The organism is Cytobacillus oceanisediminis (assembly GCF_004366035.1).
Taxonomy (GTDB): domain Bacteria; phylum Bacillota; class Bacilli; order Bacillales; family Cytobacillaceae; genus Cytobacillus; species Cytobacillus oceanisediminis_C.
The window spans coordinates 44,980-68,914 of record NZ_SOEE01000001.1; the positions used below are offsets into that span (position 1 = coordinate 44,980).

General features: G+C 37.8%; 33 protein-coding genes. 14 read left to right on the forward strand and 19 right to left on the reverse strand.

Annotated elements, in window-relative coordinates:
* Nucleotides 1–12: 12 nt before the first annotated feature.
* The 4 genes from DFO72_RS00250 to DFO72_RS00265 all read right to left on the reverse strand — a co-directional run bounded on the left by DFO72_RS00250 (nt 13) and on the right by DFO72_RS00265 (nt 3,459).
* Nucleotides 13–1,416: a sensor histidine kinase gene (locus tag DFO72_RS00250; RefSeq protein ID WP_113885408.1), complete on the reverse strand. Its 1,404-nt coding sequence runs from the start codon at nt 1,414–1,416 to the stop codon at nt 13–15.
* Nucleotides 1,413–2,087 (reverse strand): response regulator transcription factor, encoded by a 675-nt coding sequence (locus DFO72_RS00255; RefSeq protein ID WP_113885409.1) that lies wholly within the window; start codon nt 2,085–2,087, stop codon nt 1,413–1,415. Before DFO72_RS00255 ends, DFO72_RS00250 begins: the two co-directional genes overlap by 4 nt.
* 1 nt (nt 2,088) lies before the next feature.
* Nucleotides 2,089–3,069, reverse strand: coding sequence for a WD40 repeat domain-containing protein (locus tag DFO72_RS00260; RefSeq protein WP_113885410.1), 981 nt, complete (start codon nt 3,067–3,069; stop codon nt 2,089–2,091).
* A 123-nt stretch (nt 3,070–3,192) separates the two neighbouring features.
* On the reverse strand, nt 3,193–3,459 hold the full coding sequence (locus DFO72_RS00265) for a hypothetical protein (RefSeq protein WP_113885411.1): 267 nt from the start codon (nt 3,457–3,459) through the stop codon (nt 3,193–3,195).
* Nucleotides 3,460–3,574: 115 nt separating this feature from the next.
* Between DFO72_RS00265 and DFO72_RS00270 the strand changes: the two genes are divergently transcribed.
* Nucleotides 3,575–3,817 (forward strand): hypothetical protein, encoded by a 243-nt coding sequence (locus DFO72_RS00270; RefSeq protein ID WP_009332565.1) that lies wholly within the window; start codon nt 3,575–3,577, stop codon nt 3,815–3,817.
* 45 nt (nt 3,818–3,862) lie between these two features.
* Here the strand turns inward: DFO72_RS00270 and DFO72_RS00275 are convergent, their stop codons facing one another.
* From DFO72_RS00275 to DFO72_RS00285, 3 genes are all read right to left on the reverse strand, one after another.
* A complete protein-coding gene (locus DFO72_RS00275) occupies nt 3,863–4,696 on the reverse strand; it encodes a hypothetical protein (RefSeq protein WP_113885412.1) in 834 nt (277 codons plus the stop codon).
* Between the two features lie 126 nt (nt 4,697–4,822).
* Nucleotides 4,823–5,743, reverse strand: a complete 921-nt coding sequence (locus DFO72_RS00280; protein ID WP_113885413.1) for a CobW family GTP-binding protein — start codon at nt 5,741–5,743, stop codon at nt 4,823–4,825.
* Nucleotides 5,736–6,137 (reverse strand): hypothetical protein, encoded by a 402-nt coding sequence (locus tag DFO72_RS00285; RefSeq protein WP_113885414.1) that lies wholly within the window; start codon nt 6,135–6,137, stop codon nt 5,736–5,738. Before DFO72_RS00285 ends, DFO72_RS00280 begins: the two co-directional genes overlap by 8 nt.
* A 115-nt stretch (nt 6,138–6,252) precedes the next feature.
* Here DFO72_RS00285 and DFO72_RS00290 point away from each other — a divergent pair, with 115 nt between their 5' ends.
* A complete protein-coding gene (locus DFO72_RS00290) occupies nt 6,253–6,870 on the forward strand; it encodes a class I SAM-dependent methyltransferase (protein ID WP_113885415.1) in 618 nt (205 codons plus the stop codon).
* Between the two features lie 56 nt (nt 6,871–6,926).
* On the opposite strand, the gene DFO72_RS00295 is transcribed toward DFO72_RS00290, so the two are convergent.
* The 3 genes from DFO72_RS00295 to DFO72_RS00305 all read right to left on the reverse strand — a co-directional run bounded on the left by DFO72_RS00295 (nt 6,927) and on the right by DFO72_RS00305 (nt 9,821).
* On the reverse strand, nt 6,927–7,856 hold the full coding sequence (locus DFO72_RS00295; protein WP_395858211.1) for an LCP family protein: 930 nt from the start codon (nt 7,854–7,856) through the stop codon (nt 6,927–6,929).
* 129 nt (nt 7,857–7,985) lie between these two features.
* A complete protein-coding gene (locus DFO72_RS00300) occupies nt 7,986–9,482 on the reverse strand; it encodes a S41 family peptidase (RefSeq protein WP_113885417.1) in 1,497 nt (498 codons plus the stop codon).
* 132 nt (nt 9,483–9,614) lie between these two features.
* Complete coding sequence (locus DFO72_RS00305) at nt 9,615–9,821, reverse strand: heavy-metal-associated domain-containing protein (protein WP_113885418.1); 207 nt, start codon at nt 9,819–9,821, stop codon at nt 9,615–9,617.
* A 279-nt stretch (nt 9,822–10,100) separates the two neighbouring features.
* On the opposite strand from DFO72_RS00305, the gene DFO72_RS00310 reads away from it, so the two are divergent.
* A complete protein-coding gene (locus DFO72_RS00310; RefSeq protein WP_113885419.1) occupies nt 10,101–10,346 on the forward strand; it encodes a hypothetical protein in 246 nt (81 codons plus the stop codon).
* 19 nt (nt 10,347–10,365) lie between these two features.
* Here the strand turns inward: DFO72_RS00310 and DFO72_RS00315 are convergent, their stop codons facing one another.
* Entirely contained in the window at nt 10,366–11,238 is an 873-nt protein-coding gene (locus DFO72_RS00315) for a M15 family metallopeptidase (protein WP_113885420.1), read from the reverse strand.
* 1,216 nt (nt 11,239–12,454) lie between these two features.
* Between DFO72_RS00315 and DFO72_RS00320 the strand changes: the two genes are divergently transcribed.
* Nucleotides 12,455–12,721: a hypothetical protein gene (locus DFO72_RS00320; RefSeq protein WP_113884710.1), complete on the forward strand. Its 267-nt coding sequence runs from the start codon at nt 12,455–12,457 to the stop codon at nt 12,719–12,721.
* Nucleotides 12,722–12,831: 110 nt separating this feature from the next.
* The gene (locus tag DFO72_RS00325; RefSeq protein ID WP_113884709.1) at nt 12,832–13,035 is read left to right on the forward strand and encodes a helix-turn-helix transcriptional regulator; all 204 of its coding nucleotides are present in this window, start codon (nt 12,832–12,834) and stop codon (nt 13,033–13,035) included.
* Between the two features lie 102 nt (nt 13,036–13,137).
* Here DFO72_RS00325 and DFO72_RS00330 read toward each other — a convergent pair whose 3' ends face one another.
* Complete coding sequence (locus DFO72_RS00330; RefSeq protein ID WP_113884708.1) at nt 13,138–13,797, reverse strand: hypothetical protein; 660 nt, start codon at nt 13,795–13,797, stop codon at nt 13,138–13,140.
* Between the two features lie 95 nt (nt 13,798–13,892).
* Between DFO72_RS00330 and DFO72_RS00335 the strand changes: the two genes are divergently transcribed.
* A complete protein-coding gene (locus DFO72_RS00335) occupies nt 13,893–14,153 on the forward strand; it encodes a hypothetical protein (RefSeq protein ID WP_113884707.1) in 261 nt (86 codons plus the stop codon).
* Nucleotides 14,154–14,205: 52 nt separating this feature from the next.
* On the opposite strand, the gene DFO72_RS29190 is transcribed toward DFO72_RS00335, so the two are convergent.
* Complete coding sequence (locus DFO72_RS29190; RefSeq protein WP_166672394.1) at nt 14,206–14,367, reverse strand: hypothetical protein; 162 nt, start codon at nt 14,365–14,367, stop codon at nt 14,206–14,208.
* A 228-nt stretch (nt 14,368–14,595) separates the two neighbouring features.
* Nucleotides 14,596–14,988: a four-helix bundle copper-binding protein gene (locus DFO72_RS00340; RefSeq protein WP_113884706.1), complete on the reverse strand. Its 393-nt coding sequence runs from the start codon at nt 14,986–14,988 to the stop codon at nt 14,596–14,598.
* A gap of 280 nt (nt 14,989–15,268) precedes the next feature.
* Here DFO72_RS00340 and DFO72_RS00345 point away from each other — a divergent pair, with 280 nt between their 5' ends.
* From DFO72_RS00345 to DFO72_RS00365, 4 genes are all read left to right on the forward strand, one after another.
* The gene (locus DFO72_RS00345; protein WP_113884705.1) at nt 15,269–15,727 is read left to right on the forward strand and encodes a hypothetical protein; all 459 of its coding nucleotides are present in this window, start codon (nt 15,269–15,271) and stop codon (nt 15,725–15,727) included.
* A gap of 301 nt (nt 15,728–16,028) precedes the next feature.
* Entirely contained in the window at nt 16,029–16,568 is a 540-nt protein-coding gene (locus tag DFO72_RS00350) for a sigma-70 family RNA polymerase sigma factor (protein ID WP_113884704.1), read from the forward strand.
* The gene (locus DFO72_RS00355) at nt 16,561–17,970 is read left to right on the forward strand and encodes a DUF4179 domain-containing protein (protein ID WP_113884703.1); all 1,410 of its coding nucleotides are present in this window, start codon (nt 16,561–16,563) and stop codon (nt 17,968–17,970) included. The genes DFO72_RS00350 and DFO72_RS00355 overlap by 8 nt, the downstream gene beginning before the upstream one ends.
* Nucleotides 17,971–18,378: 408 nt before the next feature.
* A complete protein-coding gene (locus tag DFO72_RS00365) occupies nt 18,379–18,753 on the forward strand; it encodes a site-specific integrase (protein WP_166672395.1) in 375 nt (124 codons plus the stop codon).
* 72 nt (nt 18,754–18,825) lie between these two features.
* Here the strand turns inward: DFO72_RS00365 and deoD are convergent, their stop codons facing one another.
* Nucleotides 18,826–19,527 carry a purine-nucleoside phosphorylase gene (deoD, locus tag DFO72_RS00370; protein ID WP_113884701.1) on the reverse strand — a complete coding sequence of 234 codons (702 nt, stop codon included), beginning with the start codon at nt 19,525–19,527 and terminating at the stop codon, nt 18,826–18,828.
* 153 nt (nt 19,528–19,680) lie between these two features.
* Here deoD and DFO72_RS30315 point away from each other — a divergent pair, with 153 nt between their 5' ends.
* The gene (locus DFO72_RS30315; RefSeq protein ID WP_009332576.1) at nt 19,681–19,809 is read left to right on the forward strand and encodes a hypothetical protein; all 129 of its coding nucleotides are present in this window, start codon (nt 19,681–19,683) and stop codon (nt 19,807–19,809) included.
* Nucleotides 19,810–19,823: 14 nt separating this feature from the next.
* The gene (locus DFO72_RS29195; protein WP_009332577.1) at nt 19,824–19,973 is read left to right on the forward strand and encodes a hypothetical protein; all 150 of its coding nucleotides are present in this window, start codon (nt 19,824–19,826) and stop codon (nt 19,971–19,973) included.
* 51 nt (nt 19,974–20,024) lie between these two features.
* Here the strand turns inward: DFO72_RS29195 and DFO72_RS00375 are convergent, their stop codons facing one another.
* Entirely contained in the window at nt 20,025–20,333 is a 309-nt protein-coding gene (locus DFO72_RS00375) for a YodL domain-containing protein (protein ID WP_113884700.1), read from the reverse strand.
* A 298-nt stretch (nt 20,334–20,631) separates the two neighbouring features.
* On the opposite strand from DFO72_RS00375, the gene DFO72_RS00380 reads away from it, so the two are divergent.
* Nucleotides 20,632–21,489, forward strand: coding sequence for a glycerophosphodiester phosphodiesterase (locus tag DFO72_RS00380; protein WP_113884699.1), 858 nt, complete (start codon nt 20,632–20,634; stop codon nt 21,487–21,489).
* 75 nt (nt 21,490–21,564) lie between these two features.
* Here DFO72_RS00380 and DFO72_RS00385 read toward each other — a convergent pair whose 3' ends face one another.
* Nucleotides 21,565–22,335: a sporulation protein gene (locus DFO72_RS00385; protein WP_113884698.1), complete on the reverse strand. Its 771-nt coding sequence runs from the start codon at nt 22,333–22,335 to the stop codon at nt 21,565–21,567.
* 338 nt (nt 22,336–22,673) lie between these two features.
* Nucleotides 22,674–22,847: a YozD family protein gene (locus tag DFO72_RS00390; RefSeq protein ID WP_009332582.1), complete on the reverse strand. Its 174-nt coding sequence runs from the start codon at nt 22,845–22,847 to the stop codon at nt 22,674–22,676.
* 177 nt (nt 22,848–23,024) lie between these two features.
* Between DFO72_RS00390 and DFO72_RS29200 the strand changes: the two genes are divergently transcribed.
* Nucleotides 23,025–23,186 carry a hypothetical protein gene (locus DFO72_RS29200; protein WP_166672396.1) on the forward strand — a complete coding sequence of 54 codons (162 nt, stop codon included), beginning with the start codon at nt 23,025–23,027 and terminating at the stop codon, nt 23,184–23,186.
* A 30-nt stretch (nt 23,187–23,216) separates the two neighbouring features.
* Here DFO72_RS29200 and DFO72_RS00395 read toward each other — a convergent pair whose 3' ends face one another.
* Complete coding sequence (locus DFO72_RS00395) at nt 23,217–23,912, reverse strand: hypothetical protein (protein ID WP_019379695.1); 696 nt, start codon at nt 23,910–23,912, stop codon at nt 23,217–23,219.
* Between the last annotated feature and the right edge of the window lie 23 nt (nt 23,913–23,935).

Here is a 23,935-nt window from a genome sequence, read left to right on the forward strand (position 1 = left end):
ATCTCCTTTATCTTACCTTATTTCGAACAGCGGCAGCACGATTTTTACCGTCGTACCTTTATTTAATTCACTTAAAACAGTCAGCTCACCCTGATGGAGCTTAACAAGCTTTTCTGCAATCGCAAGACCAAGTCCTGTACCGCCATCTGACCTCGTTCTGCCCTTATTCACTCTATAAAACCTGTGTTTAATCTTGCTTAAATGTTCTTCAGAAATTCCAATTCCTGTATCCTCTATTTCAATCACGCATTTATCTTTCTCTTGAGATAAAAGGATTCTGATTCTGCCTTCTCCTGTATACCGAATAGAATTGTCCATAATATTTTGGATGATCTGCTCAATTCTGCCTTCATCCCCGTTGATGATTACTTCAGGATCCAGGCGGTATTGTAAATCCAAATTCTTTTCGCGGAGGATAGGCTTGTATTTTTCAATAGCATCCTCAATAAGCTGTCCCAAAGGCAGGGGCATTTTTTCGAGTTTGTATTCGTCAGATTCAAGCTTAGATAAATCAAGCAGGTCTCCCACCAAACGTTCCATCCTTTTTGACTCTCTAATTATCAGCTGCAAATATTTTTGCCTGTCCTCCTCAGATTCTGCCATCTCGGAAATGAGTGCTTCACTGTAGCCCTTTACATAGCTAATGGGGGTTCTTAACTCATGCGATACGTTTGCCAGAAAATCCTTTTTCTTTTCGTCTTCTTTTTGTATAGACGAGGACATATGATTAAATGCACTTGCCAGCTGGCCAATTTCGTCCTTCGAATCAATGTTTAAATGAATATCATAGTACCCCTTTGAAACATGGTCAGCTGCATCCTTCATATCCAATAGGGGCTTTGTCAGTTTTTTAACCAGCATGGTACCTAAAATGATGCTGATAACCGTAAAAATCAACGCGGCAGCAAACCATAGATACGCAAAATCCTGGGTAATCTCTGAAATTTTTGCCAGGGGAACATATAAATATATTATGCCCTGCAGCCGATTATCATCAAGAAGCGGAATAATGACACCCATAATCTTTCGGTCAAACCTTTTTTCATAGCCCAATTTTTCAACTGCACTGCCTTTTAGCAGCTCTTCGCGTTCTTCTTCACCAATTAGAGTCTGATAGTCAATTTCAAAAGGCAGACAGGCACTAAGCTCTCTAGGATTACTGACAATAAAAACCTCTGTTTCTGCTTTTGAATTATACCAATCGATTTTTTCCCTGAGATCCTCTGTCAAAGGGCCCCCCTTGTATTCTGAAGACAAACTCCTCCCTTCAGTAAGCAGGGATTCCCTTACATTTTCCACATAAATTTTTTCATAAAATAAATAAGATAGAAAGTAGGAATATAAGATCGTAATGATAATCGCGGCTGTCACAGTCAGCCACATTTTTTTTGCCAGGCTATTGGTCAGGAATTTCATTCACTTGGCACCTCGAATTTATAGCCTACTCCCCAGACTGTTTGGATATAGTCCCCAACCCCCAGCTTCATTCTCAGCGTTTTTATATGAGTATCCACTGTTCTTAAACTTCCTGTATAATCGATGCCCCATATATATTCAAGCAGCTGCTCCCTGCTTAATGCCTGGTTTTTATGTTCAATAAAAAATAGAAGCAATTCATATTCTTTAAGAGTAAGCGTGACCTGCTTCCCCGCAACTGAGACTTTCCTTGCTTTTTTGTCAATTGTGATCTTTCCAACTTGTATAGAATCCATGTCACTTTTTAATCCGCCCGTTCTTCGGAGAACAGCATTCATTCTGGCAATAAGTTCTCCAGGACTGAACGGTTTGACAATATAGTCATCCCCTCCTAACTGCAGGGCTTTCACCTTATCCCATTCCTCTCCCTTGGCAGAGAGAAATATAATTGGCACATTTGATTTTTCCCTGATTCGAGAACATACTTCAAATCCATCTTCACCCGGCATCATTATATCCAGAATAACTAAGTCCATCACATTATTTTCAAGTATGCCATATGCTTCAAAGCCGCTTTCTGCTGAAAAGCATGTAAATCCTGAATTCCCCAGGTACATTTCAATCAGATGCCTCATATCTGCTTCATCATCTATTATCAGGATATTCAGCATGTCATTTCACACTCTCCCTAATGACTATTTTAAAAGGGCCCTCTCCAACCTTAATATTTTTAAGCGTTTTTAAATTTTTTGGCTCTAGTATATGTAAATCATTGCTGTCATAACCGGCGACCAAAAGCATATCATTTGCAAAAGCCATTTCAAAGGGATTTGCTGCAACTGAGACAGTGGCAGCTTCTTCCCCTGATTCATTAATTTTATATAACATATTTGAACCATGGCTTAAGACATATACATGATTTTCTTGTCCAAGAAAATTAATCGGCATCGAAGGAGCCTGAATTCTCTTCTTTAACTCCCCTGTTTCAGTATCATACACATGGATATTCTGTTCAATTTCAACACCTTCTCCATGTCCGCCAATCCAGATTTCACCGCTTTTCTCATTAAGCCAGGCACCGGCTGCTAAAGGATGGATTGTAAATTCCCCGCTTTTTTCTTTTGACTCAAGATCGATAATTCCCAGTTTCTCATGGTTAAAGCTTAGGACAAATAACTTTTTCTCTGCAGAGGATTCAAGGAGGGTAAGCGGATCTCTTTCGGTCTCGACCTGTTTTTCCTCCTCTCCATTTAAATTAAAGAACCTTATTTTGTTCAAGTTTTGATCTGCAAAAGCTATTTCATTTGTTTCAAGCAGGATGCCGTTGACAATACCTTCTCCTGTCTCCCAGCTATCAATCAGTTTTCCTTCCTTTAAGGAATATTGATCTGCCGTCTCCAGCTGTTTTCCATAAAGAAGTATGGAATCATTGTCCGGGAAAATCAAAGCCCCTGTATAAGGTTTTTCCATAATCCACTCTGCCGCCAGCTCCTTCTTAGTCAAGTCTACAAAGGATATGGTCATATCCTTGATATTCACTGTAGCAGCAAAAGTTATATCTTCTGGAATTGCAGGCTGGCTCTTTTCTGAGCAGGAAGTAAGAATGGCTGCTATTATCAATAATAAGAAAAACCAATATTTATTTTTTGACATACCATTTCTCCTTATGACTATCTTACCTTCATCTTACCTTAATATTGTGTGATAAATGTGAAAGGATCTTGAAACCTAAAGAAAACCTGCTGAATTCAAAAAAAATAGGAAGCTTTACCCTTCCTATTTCAAACATTCACATTCATTGATATGCATTTGGATAAGTGCGTTTTTTGATGTTTCATTCAAGTCTGACTGTGTAATTCTCTTAACCGCAAGGTAGAATTTTTCATAGATTGTCTTACGGACTCTAGGATGGGAATTTTCATCCTTTAATTCCCTGGAGATTGCTTCCTTCAATATCATTTCAGCATTATGATCCTCTTCGAGTTTCCGGTTATTCCAAAGCTTCCGGTATTCATTCAGAAGCTTTTCATAGTCTGGACTCATTACTGCCACATCCCTTCCAAAACAGGAACCATTATATTTCCTTAAATGTATTTTTACATAAATAATTTTATAAATGCAAAAAATATAGCTAATATGCCAGAAAGGAGAATGATTAATGAATTCACCTTATCGGTGTCCAAACTGTAAAACCAACAGAAGCCGATTCAATATTATTCAGCAGGTGCCTCAATCCATTAAAATGGATCCCCAGACAGGGAATGTATTGGAAGAGTACAGCAGTGAACAGCTGTCCCCCTTTCATATGCCTTATAAAGGCCCCGACAAGAGGGTACAGTGTGCTGCATGCGGACTTGTGGAAGACGAACGCACATTCATCAAATTTGGCGAAAAACAGTAGTCTTGCTGAAAACGAATAAAAGCTTGAGATTTTATTCTCAAGCTTTTATTCGTTCACTAACTTATTCTCCTTAAAGAATCTTTTATTGTCCACTTTCCATGGGTCAGCCTGTGAATAGCGCACAAGATAGATGCTGCCCCTAAAATGCAGTCTGCCGCGGTTCTTTATAAACCAGTCTACTTCTACCGGCACTTCCAGGCTCAGCTCGCCTGTCAAATCCTCAGCAGGAAAAACAGGCATCGCACTCAGCCGTACATTTTCTATGATGGGCAGGATTTGATTCCATGGCAAGGGCTGAAGGGAAATGGGCTGTACGATCTTGGAATCCTGCTGTTTTAATCCAGCCATGAATGCACTGATCACTTCATATGGATTTGCTTTATAGAGATATCCATCAAGTTTTCCTGCTGCTTTTAATATCATCAGCTTGTGTGATAAATCCATGTAATTGGTACGGTGGGTGGTACTGCCATAAAAATGAATACAGAAGTGGCCGGGAAAGTTGTTTTTCAGTGCACCGCCTCCATGGGGCATTCCATGCATAGAAGCGGCAATCCACTGATTGCCATTAATAACAATGATTGCTCGCCTCTTCCAGCTCCATTTTCCTCCATAAATGCTTTTCATTACTTTTGTTTCTTTTGCGTCTAAGGGCTGTACATCTGCATGATGGCTGCCGGCTCGTCTTTGAACTTTAAACTTCTTGCCTGTTTCAACATCCAGGACAGTAAATTTACTGTATTTAGGCAATATCCCATTTACTTCTTCCCAAGGGATCATCTCAATTTGCCAGCTTATCCCCTCTTCCGCTGCAGCAGTGTGTATGGCTCCTGCAGCAAAAAGAACAATAAAAATAATGATTGCGTGTATTGTTTTCATAAGTTCCACTCATTTTTTATGTTTTTTCGGTTCAGCATTATATATTGAGTTTCCCAAAAACAGGTTTTTTTCATTCATATGAAGAAATAAAAAAATCGCACAATTAGAGTACGATTTTTCTTATCTTTAATTAATACCTTCTAAGGCATTTAATCTTTTCTTCATATCTTCCCAGTCAAGATTTTCTCCTATAAATACCATATTCAAGGGCAAATTCATGTTTTCCTGCATATACAGCGGCATTCCATAAGAATACTGAAACAGCAGCGGATACTGTGATGAATTCAGTTTCAAATATCCTTTTATTCTGTAAACAGTATCAGGGAGGCCTCGTAGAAAGTCCTCAAATTCAGACTGATTTACAGGTTTTTGAAACTGATAAACAAAAGTGCTCAGGCTTAGGTCAGAAAAAACATGTGAGATGGAAGCCGGGCTCTTTTTCCCGGAAGTCATACCTCTCACCTGCTTCACAGCGATCTTTGAGTACGATGTTAAGATGCTGAAAGCATGGCTATTTAGCCCCTGTACCTCCATTGTAAGCCTGGCCTGTTCCGCTTCTGTAAGATCATCTGCTTTATTTAAAATAATTAAATCCGCATGCCTCACCTGCTCAATTAATAGCTGCTGAATCTGCGGGCTTAACAGCTTTCGATTAAGCCACCTTGGACCATCAACAACTGAAAGAATTCCTTTTACCAGCATTCGATCTGCAAAGAGCGGGGAAAGGATGCTATCCAGAACTTCTATGGGATGAGCAGCGCCTGTTGTTTCAATATAGATCGCTTCCGGCTTATCAACCATCAATAATTCCTGAAGCTGAGCTTCCAGCTTATCTGAGATTGTACAGCATATGCATCCATCAAGCAGCTCCTTTAATGGTACATCTTCATCGACCACGTCCGAGTCAATTGATACTTTCCCCAGCTCGTTCATCATGACTGCCACTTTCCTGCCTTGCTTTTTTTCATCCTGGAGCAGCTGCTTAAGAAGTGTAGTCTTCCCGCTCCCAAGAAAGCCTGATAATATATATATTTCTGTTTTATTCATATTTTTCCCCTTCTTCACGGTCTGCAAGCATTTCTTCAATCATAATCATCATTTTCTTCTCTATTGAATCAATATCCAGATTTGTTAAGTAACCCACGGAATGAAACATTTCCTGTTTGCATTTCCAGATGGGAATATATGCATTTGGAAAAAAATCATCTTCCGTTTCAATTCCCAATTCCAAAATGGACTCATAGTCAACTTTAAATACATCATTTTCTGATGCACCTCGGCCTTTAATGGTTCTGATCAGGTCCACTACCAGATTTTCCCCGCCGGTTTGAAAGTCTGTTTTATAGTTATTAAGAAGTTTTTCAGCAAGCTTTTCACACTTTTGTTCTATAACTGATATTTGATTGCGGGTCTGCTCATTAAGTTCCACTATCTGCTTCAAAGGATCACCTCTTTATAGCTATCCTGTCTAATGACACATTGTATATGATTTTATCAGTCCATACAAACCATAAGCCATATTTGCTATAATCTCTAATAAGGATGGTGGAGTTAATATGCTCGAAAATACCGGAGAAAGAATCATACCGGAGTTAATGCCGATTACAAATGGAATGCTTCTGGAACATTTGGCGCGTTACTATTTTGCCCTTTATTATGCCAGAGGAAGAGTCCTTGATATTGCCTGCGGAACGGGGTACGGCTCAAAAATCATGGCAAAAGCCAAGAAAAAAGAAATCAATGAAATTATCGCAGTGGACGTTGATGAAGATACACTGAAATATGCCAGACAGTACCATTATCATCCTCTCGTGCAATATGTAAAAGCCAATGCAGAAGATGAAGTCCTCCCAGATCAATTAGGATTCTTTGATGTAATAACGAGCTTTGAAACGCTTGAACACCTGGCATCAGAAGAAATATTTCTTAACAGCCTTTATAAGATGCTAAAGCCTGGGGGGACTCTCATTTTATCCACTCCATTCGGCGCTGGAAGGGGAAAACCAACAAGAGAGCCATTCCATTATCATCAGCTGACTGAAGATGAATTCACCGATCTGTTTAAGTCATACGGGGAGACGGAATTTTATTATCAGAGAAGTGTTCTTATTGAACCGAAAAGGGAAGGCAAACACTACCCTTTTGGAATTGCTGTCTGCAGAAAAAGTAAATGAGGAGCCCCAACGGCTCCTCATTTACTTTCTTAAATCGCTTTGGCTTATTTTCGTAACTATTCTTTATCAGCCTTCAAAAACTGCTTAAGTGCTTCTGAGTTTTCTTCAAAATCCAGCTGGAGAACCGATCCGGCATGCTCATATGTTTTATTTTCAAAACTGTCTGTAATCGGCACCCTCAGTGTTTCAATATCAGTAACAGGGTCCATTAAAAATGAAACACCTAAGGCTATTGCATCCTCAAACTTTAAGTCAGTTTCAACGTATTTCAATGCCTGGCTGATCACTTCAGGAAATCTTGCCAAACCGGCAGGTGAAGAGAATTGATTCATCACTTCATCTTTAAGCTCTATCAAAATTTCCTGCTGCCTGTCCACTCTCCCAAAATCACTTTGTCCATCATGGCGAAATCTAACATACGATAAAAGGTCGCTCCCCTTAAGTTTTTGCCTGCCAGGATCCAAATCCAATCCCATATCGTCAATCATTGCAGAACTGACTTCCACTTCAATTCCCTCCGGGGCAATGGAATCAAGCATTTTTGTAAATCCCTTAAAATCGATAATTGCTGTATGATCGATTCGGACTCCGAAGTTTTGTTCTATTGTATCCTTTAATAAATCCTTGCCGCCTATATAATAAGCATGATTCAGTTTGCTGTACATATATTCATAATCAGGAATTTTTACATAGCTGTCCCTCATTAAAGACACCAATTTAATCGATTCTCCTGAAGGTACATAACTGGCTAGAAGAATAGCATCTGAACGTGAATCCTCTTCTCCCCTGCTGTCCACACCAATCAGCAAAAAGTTTTTCGTTTCTTTTCCAATAGCTGATGGCTCTTTATCTTCCTTTTCGGCCTCATCAGGTGCAGAATACTGCCTTACCTCATTGCGATCTTCTTTTTGCTGATAGGAAGTACAGCCGGACAGGATGGCTGCAGCCAATAAAAAAACAATCATTATATTCTTCAAGCAAATCACCCCTGCGCTGCTTATAGTAAAGTTTACTATCATTGTGGGAAAGATGAATGCTTTATATACCCATTTTCTATAACAGGAATACATGTATTACACAGAAAAAACTCTCCAAAAAAATGGAGAGCTTTTGCCTTAAGATTCTATTTGTTCTTTCAGCACTTCGGCTGCTTTTTGAATTTGCGTATCATTTTGATCAATTTTTTCACGGAGTTTTTCCATCAGTCTAAGGGTAGACTGCCCTGATAATACTCCATTTTGCTCAAGCTTTTCAGCAGCCTGAAACTCCTTGACAGCCTGTTCTGTTTTTTCATCAAAGAAACCATCTTCTCTTCCAGGCTCATATCCAAGTGCTTTTAGCATTTGCTGTGCTGCTTTAACCTGAGCTGAAGAAGCCGAAAGCTTTAATTCAGTGTCAGGATTAATAAATGGAAGTGTAGCATAATCCGGCAAGGCCACTTTGTGATCCGGTGTTATTCCCTTTTTATGAATCCAATTTCCATCCGGTGTCAGCCATTTTTCAGTAGTGAATTTCATGTTTGATCCATCGGAGAAGTCCTGTGCACGCTGGACTGTGCCTTTTCCAAACGACTTTTCACCGACAAGCGGCACATCTGCAGACTCGTGTACTGCGGCGGCCAAAATTTCTGATGCACTTGCGCTTCCTTTATCAATTACCACTACTAAAGGAATATTCGGGTTTTCCTCTTTCGTTGATTTAACTTCTTCCCTGTTTCCATTGCGGTCTTCAATTTGGAATAAAACCTCGCCATCCGGGACAAACAGGCTGGAAATTTTCACTGCCTGATCCAAAAGACCCCCAGGATTCTGGCGAAGATCAAGAATTAATCCTTTCATGCCCTGCTTCTGCAGCTCATTCAGAGTTTCCACCAGCTCTTTAGAAGTATTTTCCGAGAAAGTAGTAATCTGCACTTTTGCAATACCATCTTCAAGCATTTCCCCATAGACGGTTTCAAGGGGAATAGTATCACGAGTAATGGAAATATTCATAGGCTCATCTGAACCAGGGCGCTGAACTGAAAGTTCTACCTTAGTGCCCTTTTCGCCTCTGATCAGCATAACGGCTTCTGTTGAACTCATCCCCTGAAGACTTTTTCCATCAACGGACAGGACCTTGTCATTCGGTTTAAGCCCGGCCTTTTCAGCAGGTGAACCTTTTAATGGTGAAACAATTACAATGTAGCCTTCCTGTTCCTGGATTTCAGCTCCGATTCCTTCAAATGAGGATGAAATACTCTGATGGAAGCTTTTGGCTTCTTCCTCGTTCATATAGTCTGAGTATGGATCATCCAGCGCTTCAAGCATACCGTTAATAGCGCCATTTATAAGGTTATCCTGGTCAACTTCCTGGAAGTAGTTTGTCTTAAGGGTATCATAAGCTGTATAAAACTTATCAAATTCCCTTCTCTCACCTGTTCCAACATCTACTGCTTTTTCGTCTCCAAAAGCCAGTGCAAAGGTAGTAATTCCAGCTGAAAGGAAAACAATAAAAAACAGCAGCATGACAAAATGAAACTTTTTCATACGGATAAAACCTGAATGGTTATTATCTGGTGTTTCGGAAGTTTCTTTGTTTATATCTTCATTTTGCAAACTCTTCACCACTTTCATTACCGTAAAATAACTATGTAGAATCCTTAATGATTAGAATAACATTTTTATCGAAAAAATAACAAAGAAAAATGCGTATGTATAAAAATTGAAAGAGCGCCAGCGAAATATGCTAAAGCGCTCCTTCTTATGTTAGGCTACCCCATAGCCTTGATCTTCTATCGCTTTTATTAAGTTTTCCTGATCAGCTTTTTTCGGGTCATACTCAATCTCTGCATGTTCATCGTGAAAGGCAATGGCGACGCTTGCCACGCCATCAATGGAGAGGAGGGCATTTTTAACCGCCTCTTCGCAGTGGCTGCAGGTCATCCCCACAACTTTAAGTGAAACTTTTTCCAATGTATGAACCTCCTTTTCACCTGTAAAACCTTAGTTTATTATTACCTCATTTAAGGGCGTTAATAAACATCAAGCCAACAGTCGGCGGCTTGATATATGCCAACTCAGGAATCATACTTCCCCTTAATATAATCATCGAGAAAATAAAAGGTTAATGTTTAGCCAGTATAGACCATATTTTATTATATAGTCTCATTTTAAAAATCCGCAAGCACCGCCTAATCCTATACACCAGCCCTCCCTCAAGCCACCCATCACTTTTTTAAGGAGTGAATTATAATGATAATCGCAGTGTTATGGCTAAGTTTCGCAGCTTCATTGATCAGCCTGATTGCAGGCATCATGAATCAGTCATGGAAACTTGCTCTATCAAGCTTTTTTCTTCTTCTTCCCTTAGGGTATTATTTATCAGGGGCAGAAAACGTTATCCGCATCCTGTCTGCACTTCCCGCTGTTCCCCTCATTTTAGCAGTTATATTCTATTTTCAATCAGGGAAAAGCAATTTCAGGCAAAAAGAAAAATAAAAGAGGCCTTTGCGGCCTCTTAGATCTTTTTAACAATATCGAAGTATTCTTCCAAAGTCCATTGCTTTTCGTAAATGACTCCTGCTGCCTCAGTCCCAACATAGCGGAAATGCCAAGGCTCATATTTATAACCTGTAATGCCTTCTTTTCCTTTAGGGTAGCGGAGGATAAATCCGTAGCGATGTGCATTTTCAGCAAGCCACTTTCCTTCCTTGGTTTCCCCGAATTCTTCTGAAAGCTCCATATTTGCACTTCTGCTTGAGATATCCATTGAAAGGCCCGTCTGATGTTCACTGCTGCCCGGAATGGCAACTGCCTGAACTGCTTTTTCTTTTCCGACTCTGCTTACCTCAGCCGCAAAAACCTGTGATTGCCGTGTAAATGAACGGTACCCAGAAACTGCAAATAATTCAACACCTTCATTAAGCGCTCCGGTAAATAGCTTTTCCAAAGCCTGGGCAGCGTCCTGCCGCATATAGCTTTTTTCCAAATCTAATTTCCCATAAGAAAATGCAACATCTGGGATCATTAACTTGGATGGTTCATAGCCATCTGGAAGACTGAACTGTTTATTCACGAGGGCCATCACATTTTCAGGATTCTGAATTATATTTCTTCCATCGACAACTTTAACATCATTAAAATATGCCGCTTCCAATGAAAGAGGATCATCTTGAATTTCTTCTTTTCCTTCATTGCCTGCTTCCTCAGCACTGTTTTCTTCTTCTTTTGAGGAGTCATCCTCTTGAGGAGATTCCTCAAGGCTTTTTTCTCCCCCCAAAAATGGAATTTTTTCAATAAGCGGCTGTACCTTCTCCATATAAGGATCCAGCTTGCTGCAGCCGGAAAGCAGGAGGGTAAAGGTCCCTGCCATAATTATGATTTTCTTCATTCAATTTCACCTGACTTTTTTTGTCTAGCGAAAGCAGCCTACATCCTGGTATTGTCTGGGGTGGCACCAAGGAATGCATCCTTGGACAAACTTCGCAGGAACAAGTGATCTTTACTTGTTCCGAAGGCGCTTCTGCTTTTCTTTTTCTTTGCAACATTACTATTTTAACATTACAAGTCAACTAGTCCATAATTGTGTGAAAAACAGGACAAACGGCACAAATGGCTTTTTGCAGATTTGAGTTTTTTTCATTTAAACTAAAAAAAATAAAACTGGCTCTCAATGAACCAGTTTCCATTTCCTTTATTCTTTAACTGCAGCTTCAAGTGCAACTTCAATCATTTCATTGAAAGATATGCACTTTTACAGAGAGTCAATTACTGTAAGATCCTTGATTTAATGGGCTTTAATGAAATAAGATTATTCATAAATAATCATTAACTATCTATAAATTTCTTAATCAGTCACTTTTTGGTCGCTTTTTGGTCACTTGTTTTTTAAAAATTGGAGTATGCATTCCATTTTTTATATAATATTGCTAAACTATTAAATGTAAAAAAAATTAATCTAATCGAGAAGGGGGAAAAATAGTGAAAAAAAAAAGAAAAAGCCATTTTATAAAAGATGGTGGTTTATAACAATCGCAGTTTTACTTATTATAGGGGTATTTACACAACCTTCGGATGAAGAAAAAGCACAGATCGAAGCTGAGAATGCTTCATCACAAGTAAAAGCTGATGAAGAAAATAAAAAGGAAGAAACACAAAAAGAAGAAGAAACAACTGATGAAGATAAAAATGAAGATAAAGACAATAATGCAGAAGTAGGTAAGGACGCTTTATCAGCACTTGAAAGTAACGACTTTATAAAGTTTACAGAAGAATACAAGAAGTTAGGAACCGATAAAACTCCTGTTTGGGATAATCAATTATACGGGAAAAAAGTTACTTGGAGTGGAACGGTAGTCAGAGCTGGATCAAGTCAGTTATTTGTTTATGGTGGAAGTGATTACAATGGTGAGACTTGGGATGAGTTAGCAGATAGAGAAAAATTATTTCATACTTTTGTTGCTAAATATTCCGAGGGAACTGCGGAAGAATTTAAGCAGCTACAAACAGGAGATTCTGTGACTGTAGAAGGTGATCTTGAAAGTCGTGGTGATTTCGATTTAAACTTTAACTGGAAAATATATAATGCAAAAATAAAGAGGTAGCATATGAAAGTAACAATCCAAACAACCCTTAATGTGGAAGGAAACCGAGGGTTCAGGAACGGTGAATTCCATGTAAGGGACAGTGAATTTAAAAAGGACCCTGATTTTGCGGTTGCTGAAGTTGCTTATGAATGGGTCCAGAAGCAGAAACGAGAAACCGGACAAAGAGAAACCATTATAGAAAAAGTGACCTGGAACGAGAAAAACGATATAACACAGATAGTCAGAGAAATTGAGCCGGTATTGCCAGAAGATGATTTACCTTTTTAAAGTCGGTTGCCAAAATCGACGAAAATTGTAATTTAGTTGCCAAGACATAAAAGAGCACCTATCGATTAAACATTATGTTTAGGCATCCAAAATAACGATTGGGTGATTATATGTATGGAAACTTAGGGAAGAATTTAAAATTACTTAGACTGAAGAAAAGGCTAAGACAAAAGCATGTAGCTGAAGCTATAGGGGTTTCTCGAATTACTATCAGTAATTATGAGAGAAATTCATATGTTCCTAAGTGGGGTAATTTAGAAAAGCTAGCCGAATTTTACGGGGTATCTGTTGAAGAAATAACTAAAAAACAATAATTAAGAAAGCCCCTCTCGATTGAGAAGGGCTTCTTTATGTTTATTCTACTCGAAGTACTTGTCCAACAAAAACGTGTAATAAATCACGCCTATATTGTTGGATTAAAAATTACGTGCTGTCGTCCAAGTAACTTGGGTTATATATTTACCCATATAAAAAAAGTGAGTATTGTACTTAAAGTGTTTCCAGCCGCTTTCCTCATATCTATATTTATATCTTTTGTATGTTATAGAAGTTGCGTCATCTGTAATAGACGCAATTATCGATCCTGCTATACTTACTGCTACACCAGCTTTTAAATCTTTTAATATTGATGCGGTTAGAATCCCCGCAAGAACAGGTACTGTCATACCACTTACATTAATAGTGCCGTTTGCAACACTTACATATATCCATTTCCCACCACCAGTTCCACCGGTTCCAGGATCAGTAGAATATGGAGTAACTGAAGAACCTGGAAGCGAACTTGACACAAACGCCCTAAGTCCGTCAATAGTTTCTTTTTCTAGCATTTCACCGTTAATGTAGAGTGTATCTGTACTTTCGTTATAAACTAATTCATCAATAGTACTTTGACCTTCAATTAAAATGGTACGTACATCACCATCTGTTTTATCAGTAAAAGTATATTCCTCTCCCTCAATATTAAAAGTACCATTCATTCCTGTACTTTCTGTTACATTTGAATCTCCAGTATTAGCAGCCGCAAAAGATGGAACTACTAATAAGACAGCTAAAAACAAAACCAAAATCTTCTTCATTTACAAATTTCCCCCTTTTGTACCTTTTTTTTACATATGTAAGTATAGTATAAATATAGTATAATAGTCAAATAATTCAAAAGGGAGGGAAAAAATTGTCGGAAAGCATTATTATTGCTGAAAAAAGAGCAAGTATTGTCCAAAAAATTACACTTTTTGGTATCATTTTATTAATCATACCTTCTGCTCTCAATCCTATGTATATGAATCTTGTATTTTTATTACTTGGGATCAATTTTATTTTTAAAGGTTTTGTACATCGTGCTAAAGAGAACAGGAAAGACTATTATTTTTTTTTATTTGGCGGTCTATGTATTATTCTTGTTGGTATTCTAAATGCTATTGGCATTCTATAGAAATACGGAATGAGAAAAGCCCTCTCGATAGAGAAGGGCTTTTTTCATAAAATTACAATAAACTTCGGCATTCTGAAATACATTCTTCTAAATCTTTGGCAGCATGTTGCATTTTTTCTTTAGACCCAGCATGTGCTTTGCCCATAGCTCGATTTAAATGTGACAATGCGCTTTCACATTCAGTTATACATTCTTGAAGGTCACCTTTATTCATTTAAGCCACAACTCCTTTCTTTAATCTGTATTGTTTGCTATTTATACTCTATTATTACTCTAAAAAGGTTATAATTTTTTTTATTTGAACGAGTCAATTGCTGACTAAAGGTAGTCGACTTTTCTCAAAAGAAAATTAATTTTGTAGTCCCACCTTAACTTAAGTAAAAAAGAGGAACTAATTTAAGCTACTCAATCAACTACTTCTTCTCCTTTAGTTTTTTTAATACTATGCACCCATAGCAAAGTTACGACATTCTTGAGCACAATGTAAGCAAATTTGACCACATCTTTGCGATATCTCATCAGGGTGTTTTATGCAATGATTTCCACAAATTTCACAAACTTGTGCACATAGTGAGGCAATAGATTTTGCAAAATAACTATAACGCGCAATATATTTTGCTGTTAAAGTACATATATCAGCACAATCTCTAAGTAACCTTAATTGCTCTTTTCTATGGCTGGAACCTTCCATCTCTAGAATCGCGTACTCAGTATATTCACAAACAGCTTCACAATTTTGAACAGTTTCTAATACTCTATGATGGGACATTTTATTTCCATCTTTATAATGAGACACATGACTTTGATCCATGTGATGGGACATATTAGGATACATTAAATTTCCTCCTTAGAATTTTACAATTTGTCACACGATTCATCCTATGTGTAGATGCTTGCCTAAGTTTTAGGCATTGATAAAATTTACAAAAAACCTCCCCACCATTTTCAAACAATGGCTTTTTGCAATTTGTAATTCATACACTTAAAATAACGGGGGCGTTCAATAGGATTGTGAAAACCCCTCTCGATTGAGCAGGAGTTTTCCCTATGTCATAAACTTGGATACTTTAAATTAGTTAGGAGTATTCTAAGAAGGATAAGGGGGATTAAATACTATGTCATTAAAAAAGCAATGGCTCATTAATATAGTAATGATCTTACTTTCATGGTCGACAATACCTTTTTTAGGGATTAGGAATGTTAAACGGTTTCTACCTGCTTCAATCCTTATTGTCATTTTAGAAGGAATAAATGTTCAAATTGGTAAAAAACGAAAATGGTGGTTTTTTTATAATAATCCAAAATCCTATATTTCTGGAGAATTCCCTTATAATATCGGTCCACATTTAGTTAGTTCCATGTGGATTTTAAAATTGACTTATGGAAATTTTAAACGTTTTATATTGCTTAATGCTGTAATAGATTTTTACTTTGCATTTCCACATTTAAGTTTAATGAAAAAATTAAAAGTTGCTGCATTAGATCGATTAAATAATTGGCAATTTTTCCTTTATATTTTTTATAAAGCACCCATACTATATGGATTTCAATACCTTTTTGAAAAGAAGGAATAAACCTTCACTTATTAGTGAAATATTTTCCCCGGAATAAAAAAAGCCCCTCTCGAGTGAGAAGGGCTTTTTTAATGATTAAACTACCGGGACAGTTCAATGAAAAAGGTGTAAAATCACAAGGGTACCTCTGATATTGCAACACAAACTAAAACCTATATTAAGCAGAAATCACAAAGTGGTTTCTGTTTATTTTTTTGAACTTAGGATTTTATATTCATGTTATGCTTTTTCTAAAAATACATTAACTTTTTGAAACTTTTTGTGATTATAGATTCCACTAATTAGTAAAGGGGGTCAACAGATGGAAACGGAAAGTCACCGGCTAGTTAAAAAAGCAATCAAAGGTAATAAGAGTGCCTTTGAAAAGTTGATTCAACAGAATTATGAAAGAATCTACCGGACTGCATATCTTTATGTACATAACGAAGAAGATGCGTTGGATGTGGTCCAGGAGGCAACCTACCAGGCCTTTACATCTATCCATTCGTTAAAAAAACCGGAATATTTTACGACCTGGCTCACTAGGATTGTTATTCGATGTTCAGGACATTTGTTAAAGAGAAAAGGTAATATTGTTCCGCTAAGTGATGAAATATTGTCAAACTTGCCGGATCAAGTAAATTCAAACATTGAAGAGTCTTTACAGCTCCTAAATGCAATTCAGCATCTGAGACAGAATTACCGTACTGTGATTATTCTATTTTACTATTACGATTACTCGATTAAAACAATTAGCAGTGTTATGGAAATTCCAGAGAGTACCGTAAAAACTTATTTAAGTAGAGGGAAAGCGGAGTTAAAAAAGTCCTATAGAAGTGAGGAGGACAAATGCCATGGATAAGAAGGATCTTAAAGCAGCAATAGAACAAATACCTGTGCCTAAAGAAAAAGTATTTAGTGCCATTTCCAAAGGGCTAAACAAGGACGTTAAAAAGGGGAAGAAAAAAAAGTTACTTGCTACTGTAGCTACTACAGCTGCTCTTCTTGGAATCACTGTTGCATCAGGATTTATTAATCCTACAATGAATAAAGTATTGGCTAATACCCCTTTAATAGGTGGGATTTTTCAGGACTTTAATGATTCAACAGGTTTGGAATTAGCTAATCAGAATGCAGTCACCGAATTAAACCAGGAAATTACAAGAAGTGGGGTAACTGTAAAAATAACAAGCGCCTACTTTGATGGTAGTGTGGTGTCCATTACAGGGTTTGTAGATGAAGACGCTGAAAAAGGTCATAACGAGAAGGGCGAAGTAAGCTTTGATGTGAACTTTGAACACAACAAAGGGGATAATGACCCTTGGCTAAATGGAATGTCAACGGACGTTAAGAATGTAGATAATGGATATAACTTTCAATGGAAAATGGAATATCCATATAAACTATTTAAGGAGAATGCTACTCTCCCAATAACGATTCATTATATCAATGGGATAAAAGGTGAATGGAATTTTGATATCCCAATTTCACAAGAAAAAAACAGTACACTTGCTATTAATCAGGAGCAAGAATACCCAGAAGATGAGGTCAAAATCCGTATAAAAGAGATTCTTACCGCAAAAGCGTCATCTTCGCTTATTTATGAGACCGTGCAGAAATATAAGGGCGATGATATTTATATATCAAAAGCTGTTGATAATAAAGGAAATGTGTATAGGTTTGGAAACTCCACATTTCTCGAGGAATCGGAACAAGAAAATGGATATCATAGTACAATGAGAAGAGAAATGACCAAACTCACTTCAGATATTACTTCACTTACCTTTTATCCTCAGTTATCTGCTTCAGTTCCAACAGTAGAACAGCTATTGGATAAGAAATCGTTCACCTTAGAAAGTACACGGTTCAATTTAAGCCTTAAGGTGAATGATATAACCAAAGAAGGTAGTAAACTTGTAATCGATTATCAATTTACTGGACTCTCAAAAGGATTAAGCAAGCATCAGCTTGAATTGTTTGAGAATAACTTGCAGTATAAATTACTTCTAGTAGATAAAAAGTATATTGGCAAAATTGATCCAAAAAACCCAGTACCGCCTAAAAGTCATAGCATTCATCTAAATAAAGTGAAAACTATTGATAAAAAGGCAGCACACTTTCAATCCACATTCGATTTAAACGGGGATGAAAAAATAAAGAATTTTAAGCTAGAAAATACCATCCTACAATTCGATTTTTCAAGCTTTATGCCTGCTAAGGATTTAAAACCCTTTACTGTTGAACTTCCTGTGGGGGATGAATAAACAATTAAAATAGTTCATATTAGGGGTCCCGAAGGTTCATTTTTGAAAATCTAAGAGAGCATTGAATAATTAATTAATGTCTGGGCGATGACTTATGTAAGTCATCGTCTTTTTTTGTAGATTAATTAGAAGTTTGCGAAGCATTTATTGTACTTAAACTATAGAGTGAGTTTGTTCATTAGAACAACCTATAATAAAGCCCCACTCCACAACGAGAAGGGCTTCTTATGTTTATATTACTCGAAGTACCTGTCCAACATAAATCATGTAATTGTCATCAAGGCTGTTCCAATCCTTGATTTGCTGCACAGTGCTTCCATAAGTTCTGCTTAGTGAATAAACAGTATCGCCAGATACAACAGTATGGTAAACAAAAGCTCAAGAACTGTAAATGTGCCTACTGCATTTATGAAAGAATTAAAAGAATATGCCACAAATCAGAAAAAATTACAGATTGCTTCTGGTTCCGCGTGGACTCCTATGCTTGATGATCATGGAAATCCAGTAAATTTATTATTTACAAAACCAAATGGATTCCCTTCTCATCCAGATGGATTAACAGGCAGATGGAGGGATATTGTGAAGAGGTTCAACTTACCTCCATTAAATTTACATGGATTACGTCATACTTATGCTTCTTATATGGTTAGTAAAAATGTAAACTTTAAGATTATCCAGGAGCAGCTTGGTCACTCCGATATTAAGCAAACTTTAAATACGTATAGTCACTTAACCGATAAAGACAAAAATAACGCGAGTGACTTATTTAATGAGATTTTATAATTGGTCACTTTTTGGTCACTCGCTCTTATTTAAGTCTTTAAATAACCATGACAAATCCTTCTATATCAACGTTTATTTGATAGCAGCCTCAAGTGCAACTTCAATCATTTCATTGAAGGTAGTTTGTCTTTCTTCAGAAGTTGTTTCCTCACCCGTTAGGATATGATCGCTGACTGTTAAGACAGAAAGCGCCTTACGTCCGAATTTCGCTGCAAGTGTATAAAGCGCAGCCGTTTCCATCTCAATCGCCAAAATTTGATATTGTGCCCATTTTTCGTGGTCAGCATTGTCATTATAGAACATATCTGCTGTGAATACATTTCCGACTTTGAGGTTTAATCCTTTTTCAACACCTGCATCATAAGCTTTTTTCAAAAGGTCGAAGTTAGCTGTCGGTGCAAAGTCTACTCCTCCAAAAGTAAGCCTGTTCATTTGGGAATCTGTAGAAGAGCTCATAGCCAGGATTACATCCCTAACTTTCACATCTTTTTGAATTGCACCGCATGTGCCTACTCTAATCAAGTTTTGAACATTGTAGCTTTGCATGAGTTCATTAATATAAATGGAAATGGATGGCACTCCCATGCCTGTGCCCTGAACTGATATGCGTTTCCCTTTATACGTTCCTGTATAGCCAAACATGTTGCGGACTTCATTGTAGCACTCTGCATTTTCCAAAAATGTTTCTGCAATATATTTTGCACGCAGAGGGTCTCCAGGAAGCAGGACCGTTTCTGCAATTTCGTTTTCTTTAGCACCGATATGTATGCTCATAATCAAAACCTCCAAATTATTTCTGAAGCCTCTGTAAATGCTTCCAAGTCAAACTATACCATATGTGCCATCACTTAGAAACAAATTACATAAGGCATGTTTTTTCACTGTACGGGAAAGCTATTTTTAGCTTTTCCAAAGGAGGTTGTAATCATGCCGCAAAAAGGAATGAGCAAAAAACTCAGGCAGGCCGTGCAGCATGCCAATGAGACAAATCCATCTTCGAGGGCCAATACCGAGCCCCATACATCTAAAACAGTCAAAACAAAAAGCAATAGATAATCGGAGGGATTAAGATGGGCAAAAAGCACCGCAACCGAATAAATTCTCCAAAGAAAAATAATCATATTCCTGCTGAAGCAATTATTGCAGAGCAAGAAGCCCACGGCAAAGAATACACTGCCAATAAACGCAAAAACAGTCCAGGATCAAACATTACCGAATAAAATATTTAATAAAATAAGCAGGAGAGCTATTGTGCCCTCCTGCTATTTCATTTAGCGTATATGTATTCGATTAACTTCTTCCCAGCCGCCCGGCTTTAGCTGATAATAAAATTGCCCTCTCCTGCCTTCATCAATATAGAGTATATCCCCTGTGGAAATAAATCGGCCATCAAAATCCCCGGGAATCCTGTCATGCACATTAAACTTCCTAAAAACTGAATCAAGACATTCCTCATGGGTTAAAGCTTCGACATTTAGGCGATATACTTGCTGAAAGCCTTTATTGTCTCTAAATTTCGGTGTTTGAAAGATTGTCACATCATATTCTTTTCTTTTGATTATTGTTAATTCCTTCAGCATTTGGCATCCCCCTCACATTCTACACATCCGCTTTTTCGGCTGATTTACCTACCAGACAAACTCAGCTGCTTTGATGAATAATGTCTTCAAAAGCATTTTTTATGACATTTTTTTACTATCCCGCCAAATTTCTAAGAACAATTTGTATTACTGTTTAATTAGCCATTTTTCTTGTCGTTTCCTCCATCAAAAAAATACTAGTTTTGTCGATTCACGTTTTTTTTCATAAAGAAAACGCTTTCAAAAGTGTTCAATCTGCATATTATGTATAAAAGTCTTTTAAGGAGGTGAAGAAAAATTGCGGGTATCTAAAAAGCCTGTTTTATATTCAATCCTCATCGGATTGTTACTAATGACTATTTCTTATTTTTTTCAGCCACTCATGCCTTTTCAGTCTATCGCACACAGAGGTGCATCCGCTCTTGCACCGGAAAACACGCTGGCATCCTTTGAAAAAGCTATAGAATTGGGCTTTGACTACATCGAATTGGATGTGAGGCTGAGCAAGGATAAACAGCTTGTCGTTATTCATGACGCTAATGTTTTGCGCACTACCGACGGAGAGGGGCTGATTGAGGATTTGACGGTTAAGGAATTAAAAAAGCTGGATGCAGGATCCTGGTTTTCTCCTGCGTTTGCCGGTGAAAAGATCCCTTTACTAAATGAAGTTTTAAAAGAAGTCAGCGGAAAAACAGGAATCATAATTGAAATGAAATCACCTGAAAATCAGCCTGGCATGACAGAAATTCTGGCAGACATGCTAAATTCTTATAAACCTGACAATCAGATAAAAGTCCAATCTTTCCATATTAATGAGATAAAAAAGTTTCACCAGCTTGCTCCCGAAATTCCTGCAGGCCTGCTGCTGAGCAAACACCTGGATTTGTTTCATTTGGCATCCTACCGCGATTTTGCCTCTTTCCTATCCGTTCACCATCTCTTGCTTTCCAAGTCCTTCATTAATCAAGCTGAGTTATTCGGTTATGAGATATACTCGTGGACCATCAGCAAGCAATACCAGTTTGCAGACATGCAGCGGCTTGGTGTTCACGGGATTATTTCCGATGATGAGAAGAGAATTCCCGACTCAATTATTTACGTGTTAATAACCCCCTTTTTAAAAGGTCAGGATTTTTTTAAAACACTTCTTGCCTAACTATATGCATTCCATAGCTGCAGTCTAAGCATATAAAAACGATGGGCGTCACCCATCGTTTCGTCAGCATAAATTTTAAGCATATTTTGCAATAACAGACTGGAGCTTTTGCTGCATATAAGGAATATCTGCATTTGTAGCAGTGAAACGAACAAAGGTTTCGTCCATTTCCAGTGCCTCTGCCAGGAATCCCCCCAACCCTCTCGCTCTGCGGTCAACTTGCATCATGATCTCAGTCTCTCCATTTGACTGTGGGAAGAATACAACTTCCAGTTCATCCAGCTTTCCTCTGAAAGGACCGGAGACTGGAACAAATTCAAACTCTTGTATAAACGGCAGCCTTCTGCGGAGGCGATGCGGAGCCTGTTCGCATTCTGCTTCCCGCAAACGGAATCCGATTCTCGAAGCAGCGTTCAATACAGAATCCATTAGCGGGTTTGGCACAACTCGGATATAATCCTTATCTGCAGGGTCCACCGCGTTTTTTATATCCAATCCTGTCGCCACCCAAATTTTTGTCTTCCCAAAAGACAAAGGTGTATCAGATGGAAGATTAAAGCTAAATGGAATTTCCTTTCGTTCATTCGCCGCCAGGGTGAATCCTTGAGCGAGCCTGAAACGGTCAATCAAACCTGAGACTGTATATTTTTTATCATCTGATTCTTTAATATAAGTAGTATTCAATGAAAGATAAATATCATCGATTTTCTGTTCGGTGCTTCCCCCTGTGATCTCAACAACGCCTCTGAGAGGTTCTCCTGGGGCTGCTGAATCCTTCTCAAGCTTTGTATCGACTTTTGCCGATCCAATTCCAACACTTGCCAGGACCTTATTAAAAAATGACATATGCTTCTCTCCCTAGTTCTTTTTTTATTTTTAATTTTTTTCCATGTAAGGTTTACCTTCCAGCCGGCCAACTTTTTTAATATTTTCCTGCGGTCTCTATTATATAACACAAAGCACCAGCTACATTTTGATATACGAGCAGATAACCGGAAAAGTTTCATTTTTCAAGTGTACCGCCAAAATTTTTTAAAATATGCGGAAATTGCTTTATCATTACTCAGCGTTTTCTTGAATGATGGTGTGTACTTGTAATTCAAAGTTTCAGAATATGTATGTGCATGATCTTCCTGCTGCTCCGCAAAAAAATGACGAGCACCTTTCCTCGTCATTTTTCTATATTAATCATCTTCAATTTCTTCATCAATGATGCACTTTTGCAGCAGGTATTCGAATGTGATATCTGCAAGTTCATCTAATTCTCCTTCAGTAGGCACATAACCTCTTTTTGCCAGCTCATGAAAGAAAAACTCAGCAATTTCTTCCGTATCTATTACGACCTCTATTTCCTTCACAGCAACGCCCCCTTTGTACAAAATGTATGAAGCACTACCTGGATTCATGCAAACCAACTTTCAGAAAAGTCATATTCTTTATTTTGTCCTACCGTGCATTTTTCTTCATTTCGGACATACATATAGGATAAGCAGATAACAATGATCCATTTTATTCAGAAATTGAGGAGGCAGCACATGTCAAGTATATCCAGACTGGCCCTAATCATTAAAGAAGATGTCAATCGTGAAGAAAGCTCCATCATTAATCTTTATAGCAATCTATTAAATACATGGTTTAAACTGGTCATATGGTTTGGCATCCCATTTTTACTGTATCTCCTAATCACTTGGCTCTAAGAAGTGCTAAGAACCCGGAGCCTGCTTTTTTTACACTGTGCTCTTATCATCATTATTGGCGATATGCTTCAGTTTTCTGAGTATAACCCGCATGATATGCTTATACTCATCATCCTGAAACATTTCATAAAGTATACGATAATCATTATATATATCAAGCAAACCATCAATAAGCACTTTTCTTTCTTTAATGCCTTCAAGCAATTCCTTTTCTGCCTTGCGGAATGAATGAGCAGAATCCTTTAATTCAGGCAGCTTTTCTTTTTTGTTGATCATATATAGGAGTCCCAGCTTCTGGATAAAAGCATCTGCACTTTCAGCATCCGCAACGAGGGTCAGCTCCTCTTCTCCTGCCTCCAGCCATTCCCCGTCATTAATTCTCGAAAGCTCATAAATAACATCTTCCCATGCATCTTCTTTGTATCTCCAAATTTCCGTCCTGAAGCCTACTATTTTGAAGAGATCCGAACCATACCCCTTGACTTGGACAAGGTCACCAAAAAAGTATTTATATTCGATGTCAATATGCTCCTTTTCCATAATCTCACCTTCATACTCAGACAGCATTTGAAGGCTGGATTCCATATATAGACCTTCACTTTTATTGACTTCATAGACGTACATATCATCTAACCATTTCACATCTGTTACTTTTCCGACTGTACCATAAATAGTGATCACGACTGTATCACCGATTTTGTACTTTGGTTTCTTCTTTTTGCTCATTTCCTCCATCCTCTCAATGACTG

Coding starts and splice junctions, on each gene's coding strand:
- deoD (WP_113884701.1), bottom strand. CDS start 19,527: ATGAGCATACATATCGGTGCTAAAGAAAACGAAATTGCAGAAACGGTC.
- DFO72_RS00320 (WP_113884710.1), top strand. CDS start 12,455: ATGAAAGTAACAATCCAAACAACCCTTAATGTGGAAGGAAACCGAGGG.
- DFO72_RS00255 (WP_113885409.1), bottom strand. CDS start 2,087: ATGCTGAATATCCTGATAATAGATGATGAAGCAGATATGAGGCATCTG.
- DFO72_RS00385 (WP_113884698.1), bottom strand. CDS start 22,335: ATGTCATTTTTTAATAAGGTCCTGGCAAGTGTTGGAATTGGATCGGCA.
- DFO72_RS00260 (WP_113885410.1), bottom strand. CDS start 3,069: ATGTCAAAAAATAAATATTGGTTTTTCTTATTATTGATAATAGCAGCC.
- DFO72_RS00265 (WP_113885411.1), bottom strand. CDS start 3,459: ATGAGTCCAGACTATGAAAAGCTTCTGAATGAATACCGGAAGCTTTGG.
- DFO72_RS00275 (WP_113885412.1), bottom strand. CDS start 4,696: ATGAAAACAATACACGCAATCATTATTTTTATTGTTCTTTTTGCTGCA.
- DFO72_RS00345 (WP_113884705.1), top strand. CDS start 15,269: ATGTCATTAAAAAAGCAATGGCTCATTAATATAGTAATGATCTTACTT.
- DFO72_RS00340 (WP_113884706.1), bottom strand. CDS start 14,988: ATGTATCCTAATATGTCCCATCACATGGATCAAAGTCATGTGTCTCAT.
- DFO72_RS00290 (WP_113885415.1), top strand. CDS start 6,253: ATGCTCGAAAATACCGGAGAAAGAATCATACCGGAGTTAATGCCGATT.
- DFO72_RS00280 (WP_113885413.1), bottom strand. CDS start 5,743: ATGAATAAAACAGAAATATATATATTATCAGGCTTTCTTGGGAGCGGG.
- DFO72_RS00310 (WP_113885419.1), top strand. CDS start 10,101: ATGATAATCGCAGTGTTATGGCTAAGTTTCGCAGCTTCATTGATCAGC.
- DFO72_RS00350 (WP_113884704.1), top strand. CDS start 16,029: ATGGAAACGGAAAGTCACCGGCTAGTTAAAAAAGCAATCAAAGGTAAT.
- DFO72_RS00250 (WP_113885408.1), bottom strand. CDS start 1,416: ATGAAATTCCTGACCAATAGCCTGGCAAAAAAAATGTGGCTGACTGTG.
- DFO72_RS30315 (WP_009332576.1), top strand. CDS start 19,681: ATGCCGCAAAAAGGAATGAGCAAAAAACTCAGGCAGGCCGTGCAGCAT.
- DFO72_RS29190 (WP_166672394.1), bottom strand. CDS start 14,367: ATGAATAAAGGTGACCTTCAAGAATGTATAACTGAATGTGAAAGCGCA.
- DFO72_RS00365 (WP_166672395.1), top strand. CDS start 18,379: ATGAAAGAATTAAAAGAATATGCCACAAATCAGAAAAAATTACAGATT.
- DFO72_RS29200 (WP_166672396.1), top strand. CDS start 23,025: ATGTCAAGTATATCCAGACTGGCCCTAATCATTAAAGAAGATGTCAAT.
- DFO72_RS00300 (WP_113885417.1), bottom strand. CDS start 9,482: ATGAAAGTGGTGAAGAGTTTGCAAAATGAAGATATAAACAAAGAAACT.
- DFO72_RS00375 (WP_113884700.1), bottom strand. CDS start 20,333: ATGCTGAAGGAATTAACAATAATCAAAAGAAAAGAATATGATGTGACA.
- DFO72_RS00355 (WP_113884703.1), top strand. CDS start 16,561: ATGGATAAGAAGGATCTTAAAGCAGCAATAGAACAAATACCTGTGCCT.
- DFO72_RS00325 (WP_113884709.1), top strand. CDS start 12,832: ATGTATGGAAACTTAGGGAAGAATTTAAAATTACTTAGACTGAAGAAA.
- DFO72_RS00330 (WP_113884708.1), bottom strand. CDS start 13,797: ATGAAGAAGATTTTGGTTTTGTTTTTAGCTGTCTTATTAGTAGTTCCA.
- DFO72_RS29195 (WP_009332577.1), top strand. CDS start 19,824: ATGGGCAAAAAGCACCGCAACCGAATAAATTCTCCAAAGAAAAATAAT.
- DFO72_RS00395 (WP_019379695.1), bottom strand. CDS start 23,912: ATGAGCAAAAAGAAGAAACCAAAGTACAAAATCGGTGATACAGTCGTG.
- DFO72_RS00270 (WP_009332565.1), top strand. CDS start 3,575: ATGAATTCACCTTATCGGTGTCCAAACTGTAAAACCAACAGAAGCCGA.
- DFO72_RS00315 (WP_113885420.1), bottom strand. CDS start 11,238: ATGAAGAAAATCATAATTATGGCAGGGACCTTTACCCTCCTGCTTTCC.